The following is an 18797-nucleotide window of genomic DNA, read 5'->3' as shown; positions in this document are numbered from 1 at the left end:
AACAATAAGCACCTGCTTGAATTTATCTGCTTTAAAGGTGAACAATGCAGGTGTTTTCCTCTTTAGGTATAAAAAGTTAATGCCATTAAAAATGAAGAAATATTAGTTGAGAGGCAGGAGTACGAATGAAAGGTTGGACCAAATGGGTTATTTTACTTGCACTTTTTATTTTGTCTATTGTTAATTTTTCCGATAAATCCATTACAGGGTTAGCCGGAATTCATATTATGAAGGATTTGAATCTAACTTTCTCTCAATTTGGATTGGTAGGGAGCAGTTTTTTTTGGTTATTCCCATTAGCTGGAATATTAGGGGCTTCTTTATCAGATCGTTACGGAACAGAAAAATTATTGTTAGTTATGGCGATTATTTGGACCTTTGCGCAATCAATGGTAATAATTGTTTCTGGCCTTCCACTACTTTTATTTAGCAGGGTATTACTAGGTATAGGAGAGGGTCCTTTCCAAGCAACCGCAACCAGTCATATTAGTAAATGGTTTAAACCGGAATCACGTGGATTAGCCATGTCCATCCTGAATTTTGGAAATGTTGTGGGAATAGCGGTTTCAGCTCCAACTGTGGTTTATCTGATGTCAAATTTTGGTTGGAAACAAACGTTTTTAATTTCGGGCATTATTAGCTTTTTCTGGTTAATTGGGTGGCTCTGGCTCGGAAGACTGAAACCGAATGTTTTGTTTGATGAAGAGGAAAGAAAAAGGGAAAACAAACTAGAGACAAATGGAAAAGACAAGTGGAAAGCGTTACGATCTCCAATTTTTATTTTTACATCCTTAGCAGCATGTATCGGCTTTTCTTATATTGTCTTTGGACTTACCTTTAATCCCGCCTATCTAATGAAAGTGAAGGGGTTCACTGAACAACAGTCTGGAAAAATCATTGCTTTATCTGGATTAATTGGCGCGATACTTGCATTAGTAGTGGCAATCATTTCAGATCGTATTTACAAAATAACTCAAAATTTATGGAAGTCGAGAATTCTTTTTTCTGCTAGTGGTCTGATCCTAGCAGGCATTATATACGCTTTGTATCCCTTAGTTACTGGAAAGGGTTCAATCATCATTATCCTTTCTATTGTGTATACATTAGTGGCTGTTGCTGGAAATCTTAATCCCGCAGTAATCATTAGTTTATATCCTGAACGGAGAGGCCTTATGACTGGAACTTATTATGCAATCATGACATCATCAGGTATTTTTGCTCCCCTTATTTTTGGAAAGCTCATTCAATCTTCTGGTGCAAATCTAGCAGTGGGTTTTAGCTCATCCATTTATGGAATCTCTGTTGCAATGGTGGTTACAGCGATGTGCATGTTCCTTTTCGCTAGGCCAAAACAAAGAATTGCAACAAAGAACGAAAAAAGAACAGTGAACCTCTAATGGCAACTTTGATTAGAGATTATTCCAAACGGAATCATTAAGAACCTAGATTTCAAACTAAACCAAATAAATTTTTATTAAGGATGTGCGTAATGTGGCTGTAAAAAAAGAAAATCTAAAAAAATCAACAGAAGAAATCACTGTCGATGTCAATAATGAATCATCGCTTTCAAGCCTAGACCTGCTCTGGAGATACGCATTCGATGAATTAGATGAATGGGCAAAGTGTACAGATCATCGCGACGAAGTTTTCTTAAATGAGGTTAGACGATTTGCAGAAAGTATACAACGGAATCAGGAAAATAAAAAAGCAATAGCAGAGCAATTAACAAAGGAATTTACTGAATGGGAAAAGAGTGCGCGGGATGAATTATTAATGTCAACCACCACTTTGCAGCATTTTTTTCCGATTCGGTCTTATGAGGAAATTAATGCGCAAATTGATCAGATTCAAAAGACAGTATTGTCTCTCTTAAGTACTCCATGTCAAACCATTGCAAATTACCAACAGATTGAGAAATACCCTGAAATGTTCGAGCAATATATCAATCTTAGGAAAAAAGGAAGATTGCAATATATCAAAATGGTTAAACATGCCGGTAATCCACTCTATGAATATCAAAAAGGATTTGTCAATCTGTTAGCAACACAATTCAAAGATCTGATCTTCCCGCTAAATAAATATATGGAAAAAACAGAAGAACTCACAAAGTCTTAATTTAAGGAGAGCACCATCATGTCAAATGAAAACATCTATGATCCATTTTTTGTCTTCAACCAATTGAGTGAAAAGTGGGACAAACAATTAACCGGCCTATTATATAACTTGGCAGACAACAAAGAATTTGTTCGCACAGCAAGTACTGGCCTCAACACCTATTCGATTTACCTAGAGCGACTTAGAAAGAACCAAGAGCTTTTTGCGTCAATAATGAATATCCCGACAAAGAAAGATGTTGCGAATGCCGCAAAGCTTTCTATTCAGACAGAAGAAAAAATTGATCTTTTAGAAGAACAAATTTGGACATTGCAAGACAGTGTAAGCTCCATCACAAAAGAAAATGCCGGAATGTTCGAAGAGATATTAAAGATTGTCATGCAAATGAAGAATGAATTCCAAAAGATGTCCCATGAAGTGGCGGAGACTAAAAAAATGAAGGTTGACCTTCAGGAATTGCGGAAAAAAATAGAGAGCGGTCTCCCCGGAATTGAGCGGGAAAAGCAGAAAAAAGAACCGGAAAAAAAGCAAGATAAAGATCTAGTCGCCACCAGTATTAATAAATAACATCGAGGAGAGCAGTGATCATAATGAACCTTTTAGGAACAAACCTTTTTCCAAGCTTAAATTTAGAAAAAGAAGCGAAACGGTGTAAACAGCTTTATAAAGTTATGACCGAGCCAAAGCCAGATATTGTACCTACACCGAGACAGGCCGTCTGGAAGAAAAATAAAGCAACACTATGGTTTCATCCTGCAAAGGAAAAAAAACATGCAATACCGGTATTTCTAGTCTACTCCCTGTTAAATAAGGTGTACATTCTTGACATCGGTGAAGGAAGCAGCGTTGTAGGCGGACTTACCGAACGCGGATATGATGTCTACCTATTGGATTGGGGGTCCCCTGGGCTTGAAGATGCTGATATCACACTTGATCATTACATCATTGATTATTTAGAGAACGCCCTTAAACGGGCTTTAAGGCATTCAGGGGCGAGTGAAATATCCCTTGCCGGTTATTGCCTAGGTGGAACCATTGCAGCTATTCTTGCGTCCATAACCGAACTGCCCATTAAGAATTTATCCCTTGCAGCCGTTCCAATCGATTTTAGTATCGGCCTCTTTCCTGATAAATTGATGGAAGCACTACAAAAAGGGGAGCTGAGTCTTGACCGTTTTGCCGATGCACATGGGACCATTCCATCAGAAATTATGTATTTGATATTTAGGTTGGTATCACCGGGTTCTGCAAGTTCTAAAATAAATCTTGTCACCCGTGCACATGATGAGAAATATGTAGAAAAGTGGCGCAGAATGGATAAGTGGACGAAGGACTCTGTTTCGTTTGCAGGTGCTGCATTCAAACAGATGTTCAACGATCTCTATCAAGAGAATAAACTCTTAAAGGGAGAATTGGTGATTGGAGGCAGGAAGGTGGATTTAAAGAATATAAACTGCCCGCTTTTTGTCTTCTCTTGCTCACGTGACACAATTATATTAGAGAAGCAAAGTCTTCCGCTGATGGACCTTGTTTCAAGTAAGGATAAAACTTATGAGGTTTATGAAGGTGGACATGTTTCACTGGTCTTGACCGGGGTATTTGCTGAAGTTTGGGATAAGTGGCTATCGGCTCGATCACAGGGAATTCAGGAGGTACTTGGATAATTTCTGATTTATGAAGGGGATTTAATCATTAATGAAAGCTTTATATAGAGAGAAAGGAAATTGCAGGCGTCATCTTTTCACCGTCAAACCAATCCATTATCTTTGTTTCTAGTTTATTTTCTCTATTAGTGTTCATGATTTTTATGTATCTCTCGTTTTTATTATTAGTGAAGTCATAAGTGGAAAGCAACATTCTGTAAGGGTTAGTCCAAAAAAAGGGCCAGCCTTTTTTATCTATATCTCTAGAAAAAACGTATCTAATGGGTCCGTTTTGAAAAAACTAACTCTGATAAGTATCTAGAGGTGAACATCATGAAAATATTTTTTTTCGCAACTCTATTACTATTTTCGACTGGCAACATAGCAGATGCCGCTAATAGTGAAACTGTTCCACAGGCTGAAAATCCGTATTTTACAACGGAAGACATTGTTTCAGACCTAATTTTTCCAACTATTGATAAAAGAGTGATAAAAGAGTATGGGGGCGATGCCCTTTTTGACTGGCAATGGCAAAGAATCGTCGGGATTAAGTACAATGACGATCATTCTTATGATGTTTCCGTAAGAATTCAAGTTCCTTCCAAAAAACTCGATAATTATAAAGAAGATCTAGTTAAGGTAAGAATATCCCCATCTTGTGACAGTGGAAAGATTAATAAGCTTAAATGCAATCATGATTTCAAAATAGAAATATTAGAGTACATGCATGGATTCCAGTAGTAATAATTAATCAGGTATTGCCTATGAAAAATAGGAAAAGATAGTGCATTTACCGAAGAGGCTCAATTTTTTGTTCACGGGTAAAAGGAAGGGCGTTGCATTTACCGAAGAGGCTCAATTTTTTGTTTATGGGTAAAAGGAAAGGCGTTGCATTTACCGTCGGGGCTCATTTTTTCGTTAACGGGTAAAAGGAAAAGCGTTGCATTTACCGAAGAGGCTCCCATTTTCGTTTATGGGTAAAAGGAAGAACGTTGCATTTACCGAAGAAGCTCATTTTATCGTTTTTGGGTAAAAGGAAAGGCGTTGCATTTACCGAAGAAGTTCATTTTATCGTTTTTGGGTAAAAGGAAAGGCGTTGCATTTACCGAAGAAGTTCATTTTTTCGTTCACGGGTAAAAGGAAGAACGTTGCATTTACCGAAGAAGCTCAATTTTTCGTTTTTGGGTAAAAGGAAGGTCGTTGCATTTACCGAAGAGGCTCAATTTTTCGTTTTTGGGTAAAAGGAAGGTCGTTGCATTTACCGAAGAAGCTCATTTTATCGTTTTTGGGTAAAAGGAAAGGCGTTGCATTTACCGAAGAAGCCCCCATTTTCGTTTATGGGTAAAAGGAACACCGTTGCATTTCCCGTGGGAGTTCACTTTGTAAAAAATATTGAACACTCAAGCAGTTACTATGTTTATTAATGGAGGCCAATAAAGATGGCAGAAATAAAATACGAAATCAAAGAAACATTGGGGGCTTTATCTCAATCCCCTAAAGGTTGGAACAAAGAACTTAACCTGATTAGCTGGAATGGTAAAGAAGCTAAATACGATTTACGTGACTGGGCACCGGAGCATGAAAAAATGGGTAAGGGTGTAACGTTGACGGTTGAAGAATTAAAGGGTTTGAGGGATTTGTTGAATGGGATGGAATTATAATATACAGACCGAGGGCAAACTTTTCTATTTATTGTTTGCCCTCAATCTCGTTATATATTTAAATTCCCTTCAATTGTTATTACCGCTGATCCTGCCACTTCTATGATTGGTTTATTATTTTCCGAATGAATCGTAATGTATAATGTCCCCGGTCTGCCAATGGCATGACCTTGACCAATTTTCAGCTGATGAGTTTGATTTTTAGAAAGAATTCCTTCTAAAAACAAATACCCGGCTAAGGCACCATTTGCCGCACCAGTTACAGGATCCTCGTTGATTCCGATGCCAGGTGCAAAATCCCTTGTATAAATATCAAACTCCCCATTTGTATCAAAGGTAAATAAATGAGTGGTTGAAATATTATGTTCCCGATTCATAATGCCTAACTCTTTTAGACGCGGCTCTGCCGAATCAATGGCTTTACGTGTTTTCACTGGAACAAGCAGATGCCAGTTTCCAGTATTGCTTAATTTAATTGGATACCTTTCATCTAGATCAGTTGATTGAATACCGACTAGTTGGGAAAGTGTGTCTTTATTGATTTCAATTTCTTTTACCTCTGGAGTGACCTGGGTCATAGAAACACGAATAAGTTGATTGTTTTCTTTTATCCATTTTACCGGAATCAGCCCTACGTTGGTTTCAAAAACAATCTGATCTGCTTTATTTAACCAATTGTATTTGGTTCCAAGTAACCATGAAAGACCGATTGTTGCATGCCCGCAAAAATTGATTTCCTCAAGCGGTGTAAAATATCTTACTTTAAAATCTGCATCAGGATGAGAAGAAGGCAATAAAAAAGCGGACTCTGGGAGGTTCAATTCATTTGCGATTTTTTGCATTTCCATCTCACTTAAGGCCTCGGCATGGGGTATAACCCCAGCAGGATTTCCACCAAACGATATGTCAGTAAACGCATCAATATGATAAACCGGGATTTGTTTCATGTTTCTCCTCCTTTAAATGATTATTGTACTTTAATCATATGCACTAATTATGTATAAGTAAAATGAATATTATGAATTGAATACATTAGAAATTTTCATGTAAACAATTGGACAACTGTTGTAAAGGAATTTATAAATGCCACGCAACAATTTGTAAACACTTCCGGATTATCCGCAAGTAATTGAATAAAAGCACTTACTTTGGAATAGTAGAATACAAAGATAATTCGTTAGTAAGGGAGTGGCGCGCTTGAGGATATTGGTGACTGGAGCAACAGGACAGCTAGGCTCAGCTTTGCTGAATCATCTAAAAGGTTCTGATTATAAAATTAAAATGACTTCGAGAAGAAAACCTGAGGGGACAGAAGATTTCGAGTGGGTTTATAGCGATTTACTGTCTGGTGAAGGTTTAGATGAAGCAGTAAAAGATGTAGACGTCATTATTCATGCCGCAACAAGTCCCATGAAGAATTCAAGATTGATTGAAGTTCTAGGTTTGGAAAGGTTTTTAGGTAAGCTGCAACACATTAAACATTTTATTTATCCTTCAATTGTTGGCATTGAGGAAATACCATTTAAATATTATAAACTTAAATATGAAGCAGAAGAATTGTTAAAGAATAGTTCTATTCCTTTTACCATTGTCCGTGCAACACAGTTCCACGGCTTTGTTGAAAGTTTACTTTTGTCAAAGCCTCTTTTTAAGAGATATGTGATCCCTGGAAGCATGAAATTTCAAAGCGTAGATGTTGATGATTTTGCCACTTATTTGATTGATTTTATTCATAAAGGTCCTCAAGGAAGAACTGATGATTTTGGCGGACCAGAAATAATGCTGTTAAGAGAAATGCCGGAGCAGAAAATTAAGATAAATAATGAAACAAATAAAGTTTTAAGCATTCCTTTAGCAGGAAAACTTTATAAATCTTTCGTAGATGGAAAAAACACCAATTGTAATCAAAAAACCGGAAGAATTACTTTTGAACAATATCTGAGAAATAAGAAGGCTTAAGGCGTGTATTTTTTCATTCCAAAACAAGAAAAATTCTTATAAAAAATTTGGATGGACAAACTAGGAGTTAAAGGGGGATATTATGGAAAAGGATAAGAAGGTATCAGAGAATTTAAGTTTTGAATCGGATGGAAAAATGGGTAAAGACAACAATAATGTAAAGACTAACAAAAAAGATCAGGCTGAATTCTTTAATACCACACAAAACAGTGAATAAAAGATGAAAAACCTACTTACATTCGACGTAAGTAGGTTTTTCGTGTATCAGCTTTGGAATCCCAGATGGAGAGCAGATGGTTACCAATTAACAGATTTCACATTGTAAATCTTGTATGGAGAATCATGATAAAATAATAAAGTTGAAGCCACGTTTCATAATAGGGAAATTATAAAAACAGAAAAGGAGTTAATAAAATGATTAAAGTTGTTTGTAAAGCCAACTAAAACCAGGTGTAAAGCTTGAAGAATATTTAATGATAGCTAGAGAAGTTATTTCAGAAACCAAAAAAGAAAAAGGCGGCATTACGTACTCACTTCATCAAGATATCAATGATCCGACTATCCTGACTATGCTCGAAGAATGGGAGGATGAAGATGCATTAAACCAACACAATAAAAGTGAACATGTATTGAAAATTGTCCCAGAACTTAGAAAACTTCGAGAAAGTACAGAAATCAACCTTTACAGAGAAATCAAATAATTTTTATAATTATTTGATTTCGTTGTTGACACAATGTAAGAATACTATTAAAATTAAAAATTATTTAACAATAGTTAAACTCAATTAAAAAATTAATAATTTAGCAAGCTATGATTGCTATGGATCACACTATAGCAGGAGCAGCTTCTGGAGAGACCGCAGGAATACCGCGGCGCCGAAGGGTTCACAATCTCAGGCAAAAGGACAGAAGAGTACTGAATATTTATTTGTTATGCTGACAATAGTTATCGTAATAGATAGTATTTGTTATTCTTTGACCTTAGAGATTGGAGGACATCCAATCTCTTTTTTTTATGGAGTTTACTATTTTGTTCATCGTTTCACATGAAACATTTTTCATCAATTAGAGAGGGAGATTGAAATGGAACAGAGAGAATTAAAGAGGAATTTAGAAAATCGTCACGTTCAGCTAATCGCTATTGGCGGAACCATTGGTACTGGATTATTCTTGGGGGCCGGTAAAGCCATACAGTTAGCTGGACCATCCATCATACTGGCTTATTTAATCGTAGGAATCGCCTGTTTTTTTGTTATGAGAGCGCTGGGTGAACTGCTGCTGTCTAAAGCAGGCTATCAATCTTTTACAGACATTGCTGAGGACTATCTTGGTCCGCGGGCAGCGTTTGTAACCGGTTGGACCTATTGGTTTTGTTGGATTATGACGGCTATGGCTGATGTTATTGCAGTTGGTGTATATGTTCGATACTGGTTTGATATCCCACAGTGGATACCTGCGATTGTTTGCTTAATTATATTGTTAGGACTCAATCTATTAACAGTAAAGCTTTTTGGGGAATTGGAGTTTTGGTTTGCCTTAATAAAGGTCATAACCATTGTCGCATTAATAGGTATAGGGGTCATTTTGCTAGTGATGGGATTCAAGACAGATGCAGGAACGGTCTCGATAAAAAATCTTTGGGAACATGGCGGGCTTTTTCCTAACGGGATTTCAGGGTTTTTGCTTTCATTCCAAATGGTTGTGTTTGCATTTGTCGGTGTGGAATTAGTGGGAGTATCAGCTGCGGAAACATCCAATCCGAAAAAAAACATCCCATCTGCGATTAACAAAATTCCGTTAAGAATTCTATTTTTCTACGTGGGTGCCTTGATCGTTCTTTTATGCATTAATCCCTGGACAGAACTAAATGCAGCGGAGAGTCCTTTTGTTAAAACATTTACCTTGGTCGGAATTCCGATTGCTGCAGGAATTATTAACTTTGTCGTCTTAACTTCAGCCGCTTCTGCTTGTAACAGCGGGATGTTTTCGACAAGCCGGATTTTATTTAATTTAAGCCATAATGATCAGGGGCCATCTCGCTTTGCCGAGTTAAATAAAAATCATGTACCAAGTAATGCGTTATTGATTTCCACGCTTGTTTTAACGGGAGGAGCTCTTTTGAGCAAACTGATTCCGGAACAAGCTTTTGGGATCGTGACTACCATTAGTGCGATTTGTTTTCTTTGGGTTTGGGGTGTCATTCTTATTTGTCATGTAAAGTATAAGAAAACACGTCCAGACTTACAGAAAAAATCAACATTTAAAGCACCGTTTACGCCATTTATGAACTACGCTGTTCTAACTTTGTTTGTCTTGATTCTCGTAATTATGCTATTTGCTCAAGCTACACGCATGGCTCTATTGTTGACACCACTTTGGTTTATTCTATTATTTGCATTGTATTCAAATAGAAAGAGAAAGGAAAAAAATTTAAAATTGTCGGCATAGAATGATAGATTGGTGCGTGACCCCGTTGTGCTAATATAACGTGGTCACGCACCTTGTCTCTAGATGGATTTTATGAAGGCGTGCAGGACTGCATAAAATCTAATCAAACGTTTGATTGGCGGACAAATTTTTTGTCCGCCAATCGAATTATATCCCCATACAGCAGGCATTCCAGCATATTTAGTCAAACGATTGATTGATAGTGAATTTGTGGGGAATTGTCGGATTTTCTACTATCAATAACATATGAAATGGATAAATCTACGACTCTTGCAATTGCCCTGAGTCACGGCGGCGTAGACTCATGAAAACCAACGACAATGCAATTACTGTAAGTATAATCCCAAGCACTCGAAGTCCACCAGCGCTGAAATGATCCCCCATTACAATGCCGATCAGCAATGAAGAGAGAATGGTTCCCAGGTACCTCGATGTATTAAATATTCCAGATGCTACACCTATGATTGCTTTAGGAGAACTTCTGAACAAGGCCACTTGCATACCGACATTATTCAACCCGTTGCTAATACCGAATGCAGCTAACGCCAAACACACACTAATAAGCGGTGAAGTTTGATTCAATGTCACTATCCAAACTGACCCAAATGTCATCAAGATTCCGGATAATAGCAATGCGAGTCGTGGCCCTAATTTATCAATCAATCTTCCTGCTATGGGAGATACAACGAGCGAGCACAAACCCAGGCTTAGCATGAGAATCCCAGTATGCAGCTCACTGAGATGACGTACCGTTTGCAAGTAGGTAGGAAGCCCGAAAAAAAGCGAGTAAAAAAGTACGTTAACAAGCATGAATTCGACATTAACCCAAGTCAACGCAGGATATTTGGTGAATATGCGTAAAGGAATAAAGGGTGATGCCGCTTTTAGCTCATGTTGTACGAAAAACACCAGCGAAGCGAGGCCTACCAATCCGACAATGACATGCCCTAATGAAACATGGCCAGATGATTTTGCTGATAGTATTCCTACGAGTAGGGTAACCAGGCCAACTGTGAAGAGCAGGATCCCTGCCGCGTCAATCAATTTAAACCATCTTCGAAAGGACCTGTTGCCTGCAATGGATATTGATGGTTCGTCCTTAGGGATATTCCACCAAGCTAATAGAAAGCTTAACACCACGAATGGAATATTGATTAAAAATATAGCAGGCCAATCCCACAAGTGAATCAAAGACCCACCAATAAAGGGCCCAATGGCCGCTGCTCCTGATAGGAATATGGACAAAACTGACAGAGCAGTCGCTTGTTTCTCCGTAATATGAATTCGCACAATGGCCATTCCAACTGCAACAATCATGCTAGTTCCAATGGATTGCACAATGCGGAAGAAGATGAGCAAGCCAAAGTTCGGTGATAGTGGAGCTAGTAATGATGCAATGAAGGCTACAACAAGCCCTGTAAGAAATATCTTTCTGCGACCGAATAAATCACTGGCTTTTCCCATGATAGGTTGAGCGGCGCTACTAGCAATGTAGAAAGAAAAAATAATCCAGGAAACGACTGTAAAGTCAAGTTGGTACACATTTTGCAGCCTTGCAATAGCAACAGAAATCATTGAAGAATTTAATGGGTTTAATAGTACCCCCAATCCAACGGAAATCATCAACCACCTGCTGTTAACATTCATTTTTGACACCCCTAATTCGTATTAATGCCATCGTAATTGAAATCCGTTATTTATTCCAACGCATTTTATGTTATGATTTCATTGACTTGGGGGAATGAATGGAGAGTGGTAGAAATGGAACTTCTTCAACTGCAATATTTTCTCACAGTAGCACGTTTGGAACATGTGACTGAGGCTGCACGAAGTTTGCACGTTACTCAATCCTCACTAAGCAAAACGATTCAACGGTTGGAGGAGGATTTAGGGGTCCCTCTATTCGATCGAATAGGGAGGAAACTACGATTGAATGAGTTCGGAAGCAGATTCCTTCGCCGTGCAGAAAGGGCTTTGTTTGAATTGGAACAGGGGAAGCAGGAGCTTAGTGATTTATCCAGCCCGGAACATGGCACACTCGAATTGGCGGTGACTACCGCAAGCACGTTACCTAATATCCTTCGAGAGTTTCGGAAAAAGCGGCCCAATATCCAATTTCATGTGCAAATGCTGACAACAAAGGAAATGGTTACGCTTCTTCGTAGAGGAGAGGTCGATTTCTGCTTGTCCTCACCCCCTATACAAGGAGATGACATTGAATGTCAAATCGTGTTCATCGACCCGATACTTGTAGCTGTTCCAAAAGGGCATCGGCTGGCAGACCGAAGTAGTGTATCCTTGACAGAACTAAGGGATGAATGGTTTGTCGGAGTAAAGAAAGGCTACGGTACTCGCGATCTAGTGGACTCTATATGCAAATCGATAGGATTTGTACCTAAATATGTGTATGAGGGAGATGAACCTGCAAGACTAAGTACTCTTGTGGAAGCAGAAATTGGCATAGCCTTCATTCCAAGCACGGCAAGGTTTGCACAGGATCATATCAAATATCTACAAATTGAGAACCACGAATTGGTACGGGAGATAGCTTTATTATGGTACAGAGGTCGGTACATTTCGCGGGCTGCTATGGAATTCCGTGAGGTAGTTGTAGATTATTTTGGGGCACTATCCAAAAAGATAAATTAATTATGCTGGCTTTAAAATTGCTCAGATCATAAAACCTTTAAGCGTTTATTAATCATTGACTTATTGAACAAACGCCACGTTAATCACTTAAATAATACCAAGATAGATAGAATAATACTTAAAACTGCTAAAGTAAAAAAGATGACAGAAGTTACAAGATTTTTCCTTAATTTAATAGCATATGCACAAAAAAAGATTGCAGCAGCTAATTTAGAACAGCTTTGAAAATAAGCATGATCCGAAAAAAATGAACTGCTAAAAATTATTGAAATAAGCAAAGTTGTAGAAATAAGTATTTTAAACCACAGAGGCTCTTTTAGGAAATGTTTAATCATAAATTTTATCCTCAACATAATGGTATAACCCCCTTCAGGACACTTTTATTTCTAATTAAGCATATGAGGTATTCTTGAAAAGTAATACTTACCTTTTGCAATGGTTTTAGTGAAAAGTGACTGTCACTGTTCACCTTGGTTTTTCCATGAAGGATTTATTAAATGCCAAATAGGCTGGAAAGATTGTCCTAAATCAGGGAATCGGGGCGTTTTTTGTCGGAAATCTCTATTTAAACCCGCCCTACAAGTGGAATCCTAACAGGAGCAGTAATGGGTGCTGCGTGGTCATTCTTGACGATATTAGGTCTTCATTGGGCGATTATTCCGATATTTATTGCAAATCTTGCGACTGGCGGTGATCCGCTTAGTCCAATGATTGCTTCAGCTCCATTTGCTCAAATGGGGATGGGGCTTGGGGTTTTCTTAAAAACGAGAGATAAGGACTTGAAAACGCTAGCTGGATCTAGGCTTGTTCCTAGTGCTTTGGCAGGTACAACGGAAATCCTCACCTACGGTTTACTAGTACGCTACAAACGAACGATGCCTATTGTGGCAATAGCGGGAGCAGTGGGCGGAGCCATTACTGGGGCATTGGGAGTAAAAGGGATAGCATTTGCTCTCCCAAGTTTCTTGTCTATTCCTGTATTTAAACCGACTGGACTATTTTTAATTGGTACTTTAGCAGCCTTAGTTTTAGCTTTGGTTCTGACACTTGTTATTGGATATGAAGGTAAAAATGAAGGCGTGGCCACAAAAACGGTTAAAGAATTTGGATTAGCAAACGTTAGAAGAGAAATCATTTTAAGTCCTTTAAATGGGGAAATTGTTCCATTAAGTAAAATTAGCGATCCGCTATTTTCAACTGGAACAGTAGGAAATGGAATTGCCATTGAACCGGCAACAGACAAAGTGATTTCACCCGTTGACGGGACGGTTACAACTCTATTTCCAACCGAGCATGCCATTGGTATTGCATCAGAAGATGGGGCTGAGATCTTAATTTGTATTGGGGTTGACACTATTAATTTGAAAGGGCAATTTTTTACTTCCCATGTGAAACAATGGGATACTGTGAAGAGGGGCGACTTGCTAATTCAATTTGATATGGAAAACATTAAAGCTGCAGGCTATGATGTTAAAACACCCGTGGTGATCACCAATTCCAATCAGTATGTAGATGTTGTCCCAGCTAAAGATGGGATAGTCCAAGCAAAGGATGAATTAATCAAGCTGGTTGTATAAATGTAAACTTGGCGATTCTTTACTATATAATGGCAATAACGGCAATAGGGACATTTAAATAAGACCAATCCTATTGCCTTTATCATTTGAAAAATTAAAGGACGAGAACGAATGGATGAAAAACATAAAAAAATAACGACCTACATATATACCTACGCTCATTATGAGAATGAACTTTCATTGTGTGCTTTGGAAATGCGTTCATTATTTGGGAGTGAGTCTCAAACTGGCATTTTGGAAAGCCATCTAAAAATCGATCCAAGTCGAAGTCCATTTATTAAGGAACGAATAGATGTAATTTATGAGGGGGATAGCTTTCAAAATCTTCTCAAACAAGTGGCATCCCTACAAATCGCAGGAGAAACCTTTAAAGTGGTTTATGTAAAAAATGGTTTTCCTAAAATATCTGTCGACGAAGGATTTGAGAACCGCCGAGCTATTGAGAAGGAAATCGGATTACATATCAGTGGTATAGCTGATATTCATCATCCAAAGCGATTGTTTGGAGTCATGAATGTAAATGGGAGATGGGTATTTGGTGATTATGTTAAAGGGGAGTCAGTTTGGTTTCGCCATCAACAAAAGCCGCATAGTTATTCCACTGCGCTAAACACACGTGTGGCAAGAGCGGTTGTGAACATCGCTATTCCGGATCCTATCGGGATAAAGGCAATCGATCCTTGTTGTGGGATTGGGACCGTACTTGTTGAAGCTCTATCCATGGGGATTGATATTGTAGGGAGCGATAGAAACCCTCTTATTCTTGGTGGAACCAGAGAGAATATCAAACATTTCGGGCTTTCTGGAGAAGTGAAATTAGCAGATATACGAGATATCACCAATCAATATGATGTAGCGATTATCGATTTACCTTACAATTTGTGTTCTGTTATCACGCCTGATGAACAGCTTGAAATGTTGCGAAGTGCTCGCCAGTTTGCTAATAAAGTCGTAGTGGTAACGGTGGAACCCATTGATGAAATCCTTCTAAATGCAGGTTTTATCATAATTGACAGAGCAGTTGTTAAGAAAGGCTCTTTTTCGCGGGAAGTGATTGTATGTAAGTAGAGTTTTAGGTGTTTTACCAAAGGCGAACAGTGCCTCTCACTGTTCGCCTTACTCCACATTAGTTTTTCAAATGTATTCTTATTCACTTAAATAACCCAATCATCGTATTTCTACACCTTTTTTGCAATTTCAGAACGATTAGGAGCAAGTGGCGGCTGCTCTAGCCATTTATTTTGTACCATCAAATCAAACCATTTTTTTGTCACCATAAGATTTTTTAGAATAGTCTTCTCATATTCCGCAACAAGGTCTGTTCGCATGGATGATGCTAGACCTGCCCCATGATAGTTTTGTGCGGCTTGAAATAAGAATCCAATATGATACAACATTAACTTATCTGAAAATGGGGAGTCCGTCGAAGTTGTTACTTCAGTTTCCCAAGATTTCGGCACAGGCAAATTATCTGCCTGCATGATTTTTGAAAAGCCCTTTATTTGTTGGTCAGACGTTATCTCCGTATCAGTTAAAAACTTTCTTACTTCTTTTGTTTGAGCGACTTGACTGAATGCGATAGAAAGTGTTTTAGCCATAATGCTCTTTTTAAGGTTGAAAGAAATACTAATGATTTCTGTCGCTGCTAATTTTCTGCCCTTTCCGAAAAATCCATCGGCAAAATCCTCGCTGGAAACATACTCAGGGTTTTTCGTTGGATAAAATAAAGGGTCTCTCTGAAAGCTTCCTTTCTCAAGCAATAAATCAATGGTTTGATGATACATCCTCTTCCCATCATTATCACAGGAGTCGTAAAAATACCGTAAGTCCTCTCTTACAGAAACGCCCAATGAAGTGGAGTGTCCAAGTAATCCATGCAATGTCATGATATGTAAATAATTTAGGCAAAATATATCCGAGAACAACCTTTGTTTGCCTTCAAAGAGGTCAGATTCAGTAAAGCCAATGGGAACTGGAAACCCATCATTTTTTATAAAAGTAACTATTTGTTGTTTTTGCTTTTCGAATGTCCTGATAGCATCTTCAAAAATAGCTTTAATTTGCTCATCCTCAATAATGGAGACCATGTATCTATTTACAATATCAACGGCTGTTCCATTTACATATTCTGCCCATAGTGTACCTATCTCGGAAGATGTGAGTTTTAATTTATTCTCATCCATAATATCACCTCTTGGATATTATTTCTCATTTTAGAAAGTGTTATGAATATTAGTAATCAATATTAGGGAGATATAATTAAACAGAAAAAGGCTTCTTAAAATTGTAAGCATATACTGAGCGTATGAAGGTTTAAAACTGGATTTTTTAAAAAGTCTTTGTAATATTTATTTTCAAAACATTCATTCGAAATGTTATAGTTTTTTTAAGGGAGTGATTGCTTTGGAATTTAACGATGTGATATTCGGACACAGATCCATACGAGAATATGAGGATAGAGAAGTAAGTCAAGAACTGCTAAATCAAATACTAGATGCGGGCATTCGTGCCTCTTCAAGTGGCAATATGCAATCGTATTCGATTGTCGTCACAAAAGACAAAGAGCTTAGGAAAAAATTATACTCCGCACATATGGAACAATCGATGGTTGTTGATGCACCGATACTATTAACCTTTTGTGCTGATTTTAATAGAATGAGAAAATGGCTTTCGCTTAATGATGCACCAGTACATTTTGATAATTTCATGAGCTTTATGATAGGTGCCATTGATGCAACTTTGGCAGCACAAAATTGTGCATTAGCAGCAGAGGACGCTGGGCTGGGTATTTGCTATATGGGCTCAACGCTTGCAAATTGCGATCAAATTGGTGAACTATTAAACTTACCGCCAAATGTCATACCAGTTGTGGGGTATTCATTAGGCTATCCTGCGGAAAATCCTGCCCCACGTGATCGACTGCCAATGCATGGGCTTGTTCACTACGACCAATATCGTGATTATTCAGATGAAGATATTCTAGAAATCTACAAAGAGAGAAATGAAAAGGGATGGAAACGCTATATGGATATCCCTAAGCTTAAAGAAATGACAGAGCGGTTAGGGTTAAAGAATCTTGCTCAAGTCTATACCATTGCCAAGTATACAAAAGAATCTCACCACGAGTATTCACAGACAGTGCTGAATTACTTGGAGCGGAACAATTTTATGAATAATGAGTGAGGGTTTTTTAAGCTTTGAGGCGTTTTACCAAATGGGGTTGAAGAGGGAGAGTCATTTTAAAAGAAGTATCAAAGAACTTCAACGTTCTTGATACTTCTTTCTTCTTTTATTATACCATGGAAAGATTTGGTCCATCTGAAGGTGTCAAAACGAAGATGCCAAAGTGTACGTAGATTCTCTCTTATGCGAGCTTTGTTTGTTTTTGATCCAAGTGATGACTTAGAAAAGTTAGAAGGCTGGCAAAGATTGCAATCAACCCGCCGACCAATGTCACATCTATCAAATTTCCTTGATGGTAAACCATTCCGCCTACTGCGGAACCCAAGCCGATACCGATATTGCTTGCGACTGGCATCAGTGAAGCAGCGAGTCCTGTTGCTTTTGGTTGATAAATACCGGCAAGGTCAATCAAATAAAGCTGGGTAGATGTTGTTAAAAGGATAGCCATTAATGACATCAAGCCAATATTAATCAAGCCAACGATTAAATTATTTGTCGTCCAATATAAACTGACCAGAACAATTGCTTGCACAAGGAAAACCATTCGAAGGCGCCCGATCGCATTGTAGCTGGCAATTTTTCCAGCGAGTATGTTGCTGAAAATGGAAATAAATCCGTAGCCAAACAAGATCAAACTGATTGAATTACTTGGTACTTCCATTCCTTTCAAAATCGGAACAAGATACGTATAAACGGCATATGTCGCTCCAAATCCTAGAGATGGGATGAAAAATGCCATTAAGATTCGTGGGTGTGTCAACAAAGAAAATTGATCACGCATCGAACTGCGAAATTGACTGAGCTTATTAGGCAACATGAAGAAGGATGCTAAAAACGCAATTCCACCCAGAAAAGTCGTTAACAGGAAGGTTGCATGCCAGTTGTACCATTCAGCGATGACAGTGCCAATTGGTACTCCAACCACGTTTGCAAGAGTAAAACCACCGAAAACAAACGAGATAGCAAGTCCTCGTTTTGCGTTTGGTATGGTTTCACTTGCAACAATCATGGCAAGTGAGATTAAAACTCCTGTTACAATCGACGTCATCATCCGAAGTACAAGGAGCATGATGTAGCTTGTCGAAATCACACACAAAGCATTCAGAATGATGAACGAACCTATCAAAAACAACATCCATTTACGCTTAGGGAAATGACTTGTTGCGCTCATCACGAGTGGTGTGGCAATGGCAAACGTAATGGCAAACGCTGAAACGAGTGTGCCTGCTTTTGCGTTTGTTATATGAAGACCAGAGGAAATATCGGTTAAAATCCCGACGATAACAAATTCGCTTGTCCCGAGAACAAATGTTAATAAAGTAAGTGTAAAGATGAGCAACCAATGACGCTTGGATAATTCAGTAGAGTGCATAAATACCTCTTTTCTTAGATGAATGTAAATGTGAAACAGGGTAGTAAACAATTTAAATATCATACCATAAAACTTTTTTACTAGGAAAGTCTATACTTTTTACCAGCCATTTAATCTACAATCTGGAAAAGATAAATAAAAGGATTTATTAAAGTAGTCTTTAGGGCTACTTTTTTTGGTGTGCCAGGCA

18 protein-coding genes and 1 riboswitch are annotated in these 18797 nt (G+C 38.1%); of the genes, 14 read left to right on the top strand and 4 right to left on the bottom strand.

Annotated features, from left to right (window positions below; translation table 11 throughout):
- Positions 1-125: 125 nt before the first annotated feature.
- The 6 genes from ABES02_RS07820 to ABES02_RS07795 all read left to right on the top strand — a co-directional run bounded on the left by ABES02_RS07820 (position 126) and on the right by ABES02_RS07795 (position 5419).
- Positions 126-1397: an MFS transporter gene (locus ABES02_RS07820; RefSeq protein WP_430132791.1), complete on the top strand. Its 1272-nt coding sequence runs from the start codon at positions 126-128 to the stop codon at positions 1395-1397.
- A gap of 94 nt (positions 1398-1491) precedes the next feature.
- A complete protein-coding gene (locus tag ABES02_RS07815) occupies positions 1492-2115 on the top strand; it encodes a hypothetical protein (RefSeq protein ID WP_430132789.1) in 624 nt (207 codons plus the stop codon).
- Positions 2116-2133: 18 nt separating this feature from the next.
- Complete coding sequence (locus ABES02_RS07810; protein WP_430132787.1) at positions 2134-2682, top strand: polyhydroxyalkanoate biosynthesis repressor PhaR; 549 nt, start codon at positions 2134-2136, stop codon at positions 2680-2682.
- Positions 2683-2705: 23 nt separating this feature from the next.
- Complete coding sequence (locus tag ABES02_RS07805) at positions 2706-3779, top strand: alpha/beta fold hydrolase (RefSeq protein WP_430132786.1); 1074 nt, start codon at positions 2706-2708, stop codon at positions 3777-3779.
- 312 nt (positions 3780-4091) lie between these two features.
- Entirely contained in the window at positions 4092-4499 is a 408-nt protein-coding gene (locus tag ABES02_RS07800) for a DUF3888 domain-containing protein (RefSeq protein WP_430132784.1), read from the top strand.
- A gap of 698 nt (positions 4500-5197) precedes the next feature.
- Positions 5198-5419 (top strand): YdbC family protein, encoded by a 222-nt coding sequence (locus ABES02_RS07795; RefSeq protein WP_430132782.1) that lies wholly within the window; start codon positions 5198-5200, stop codon positions 5417-5419.
- A 50-nt stretch (positions 5420-5469) separates the two neighbouring features.
- Here ABES02_RS07795 and ABES02_RS07790 read toward each other — a convergent pair whose 3' ends face one another.
- Positions 5470-6366 (bottom strand): PhzF family phenazine biosynthesis protein, encoded by an 897-nt coding sequence (locus tag ABES02_RS07790; protein ID WP_430132780.1) that lies wholly within the window; start codon positions 6364-6366, stop codon positions 5470-5472.
- Between the two features lie 262 nt (positions 6367-6628).
- Here ABES02_RS07790 and ABES02_RS07785 point away from each other — a divergent pair, with 262 nt between their 5' ends.
- The 4 genes from ABES02_RS07785 to ABES02_RS07770 all read left to right on the top strand — a co-directional run bounded on the left by ABES02_RS07785 (position 6629) and on the right by ABES02_RS07770 (position 9826).
- The gene (locus ABES02_RS07785) at positions 6629-7378 is read left to right on the top strand and encodes an SDR family oxidoreductase (protein WP_430132779.1); all 750 of its coding nucleotides are present in this window, start codon (positions 6629-6631) and stop codon (positions 7376-7378) included.
- An 82-nt stretch (positions 7379-7460) separates the two neighbouring features.
- Positions 7461-7595 (top strand): hypothetical protein, encoded by a 135-nt coding sequence (locus ABES02_RS07780; protein WP_430132778.1) that lies wholly within the window; start codon positions 7461-7463, stop codon positions 7593-7595.
- 256 nt (positions 7596-7851) lie between these two features.
- A complete protein-coding gene (locus tag ABES02_RS07775) occupies positions 7852-8079 on the top strand; it encodes a putative quinol monooxygenase (protein WP_430132777.1) in 228 nt (75 codons plus the stop codon).
- 137 nt (positions 8080-8216) lie between these two features.
- Positions 8217-8297: riboswitch (glycine riboswitch) on the top strand.
- Between the two features lie 164 nt (positions 8298-8461).
- Positions 8462-9826, top strand: a complete 1365-nt coding sequence (locus ABES02_RS07770; protein WP_430132775.1) for an amino acid permease — start codon at positions 8462-8464, stop codon at positions 9824-9826.
- Positions 9827-10087: 261 nt separating this feature from the next.
- Here the strand turns inward: ABES02_RS07770 and ABES02_RS07765 are convergent, their stop codons facing one another.
- Positions 10088-11473, bottom strand: coding sequence for an MFS transporter (locus ABES02_RS07765; RefSeq protein WP_430132774.1), 1386 nt, complete (start codon positions 11471-11473; stop codon positions 10088-10090).
- Between the two features lie 114 nt (positions 11474-11587).
- Between ABES02_RS07765 and ABES02_RS07760 the strand changes: the two genes are divergently transcribed.
- The 3 genes from ABES02_RS07760 to ABES02_RS07750 all read left to right on the top strand — a co-directional run bounded on the left by ABES02_RS07760 (position 11588) and on the right by ABES02_RS07750 (position 15120).
- Positions 11588-12475 (top strand): LysR family transcriptional regulator, encoded by an 888-nt coding sequence (locus ABES02_RS07760; RefSeq protein ID WP_430132772.1) that lies wholly within the window; start codon positions 11588-11590, stop codon positions 12473-12475.
- A gap of 605 nt (positions 12476-13080) precedes the next feature.
- Positions 13081-14052, top strand: coding sequence for a glucose PTS transporter subunit IIA (locus ABES02_RS07755; RefSeq protein ID WP_430132771.1), 972 nt, complete (start codon positions 13081-13083; stop codon positions 14050-14052).
- Positions 14053-14163: 111 nt separating this feature from the next.
- On the top strand, positions 14164-15120 hold the full coding sequence (locus tag ABES02_RS07750; RefSeq protein ID WP_430132770.1) for a TRM11 family SAM-dependent methyltransferase: 957 nt from the start codon (positions 14164-14166) through the stop codon (positions 15118-15120).
- 110 nt (positions 15121-15230) lie between these two features.
- On the opposite strand, the gene ABES02_RS07745 is transcribed toward ABES02_RS07750, so the two are convergent.
- A complete protein-coding gene (locus tag ABES02_RS07745; protein WP_430132768.1) occupies positions 15231-16235 on the bottom strand; it encodes a DUF3231 family protein in 1005 nt (334 codons plus the stop codon).
- Positions 16236-16455: 220 nt separating this feature from the next.
- Between ABES02_RS07745 and ABES02_RS07740 the strand changes: the two genes are divergently transcribed.
- Positions 16456-17235: a nitroreductase family protein gene (locus ABES02_RS07740; RefSeq protein WP_430132766.1), complete on the top strand. Its 780-nt coding sequence runs from the start codon at positions 16456-16458 to the stop codon at positions 17233-17235.
- Between the two features lie 181 nt (positions 17236-17416).
- On the opposite strand, the gene ABES02_RS07735 is transcribed toward ABES02_RS07740, so the two are convergent.
- Complete coding sequence (locus ABES02_RS07735) at positions 17417-18607, bottom strand: MFS transporter (RefSeq protein WP_430132764.1); 1191 nt, start codon at positions 18605-18607, stop codon at positions 17417-17419.
- Positions 18608-18797: the final 190 nt, after the last annotated feature.

This window comes from Neobacillus pocheonensis (assembly GCF_050477905.1).
GTDB classification, from domain to species: Bacteria; Bacillota; Bacilli; order Bacillales; family Cytobacillaceae; genus Neobacillus; species Neobacillus pocheonensis_A.
This window is presented reverse-complemented; position numbering and strand designations above follow the sequence as displayed.

Excerpts from the sequence above, each read along its gene's own strand:
- ABES02_RS07805 (WP_430132786.1), top strand. The coding sequence starts at position 2,706 with ATGAACCTTTTAGGAACAAACCTTTTTCCAAGCTTAAATTTAGAAAAA.
- ABES02_RS07760 (WP_430132772.1), top strand. The coding sequence starts at position 11,588 with ATGGAACTTCTTCAACTGCAATATTTTCTCACAGTAGCACGTTTGGAA.
- ABES02_RS07770 (WP_430132775.1), top strand. The coding sequence starts at position 8,462 with ATGGAACAGAGAGAATTAAAGAGGAATTTAGAAAATCGTCACGTTCAG.
- ABES02_RS07820 (WP_430132791.1), top strand. The coding sequence starts at position 126 with ATGAAAGGTTGGACCAAATGGGTTATTTTACTTGCACTTTTTATTTTG.
- ABES02_RS07790 (WP_430132780.1), bottom strand. The coding sequence starts at position 6,366 with ATGAAACAAATCCCGGTTTATCATATTGATGCGTTTACTGACATATCG.
- ABES02_RS07775 (WP_430132777.1), top strand. The coding sequence starts at position 7,852 with ATGATAGCTAGAGAAGTTATTTCAGAAACCAAAAAAGAAAAAGGCGGC.
- ABES02_RS07810 (WP_430132787.1), top strand. The coding sequence starts at position 2,134 with ATGTCAAATGAAAACATCTATGATCCATTTTTTGTCTTCAACCAATTG.
- ABES02_RS07800 (WP_430132784.1), top strand. The coding sequence starts at position 4,092 with ATGAAAATATTTTTTTTCGCAACTCTATTACTATTTTCGACTGGCAAC.
- ABES02_RS07755 (WP_430132771.1), top strand. The coding sequence starts at position 13,081 with ATGGGTGCTGCGTGGTCATTCTTGACGATATTAGGTCTTCATTGGGCG.
- ABES02_RS07750 (WP_430132770.1), top strand. The coding sequence starts at position 14,164 with ATGGATGAAAAACATAAAAAAATAACGACCTACATATATACCTACGCT.
- ABES02_RS07735 (WP_430132764.1), bottom strand. The coding sequence starts at position 18,607 with ATGCACTCTACTGAATTATCCAAGCGTCATTGGTTGCTCATCTTTACA.
- ABES02_RS07780 (WP_430132778.1), top strand. The coding sequence starts at position 7,461 with ATGGAAAAGGATAAGAAGGTATCAGAGAATTTAAGTTTTGAATCGGAT.
- ABES02_RS07765 (WP_430132774.1), bottom strand. The coding sequence starts at position 11,473 with ATGAATGTTAACAGCAGGTGGTTGATGATTTCCGTTGGATTGGGGGTA.
- ABES02_RS07745 (WP_430132768.1), bottom strand. The coding sequence starts at position 16,235 with ATGGATGAGAATAAATTAAAACTCACATCTTCCGAGATAGGTACACTA.
- ABES02_RS07795 (WP_430132782.1), top strand. The coding sequence starts at position 5,198 with ATGGCAGAAATAAAATACGAAATCAAAGAAACATTGGGGGCTTTATCT.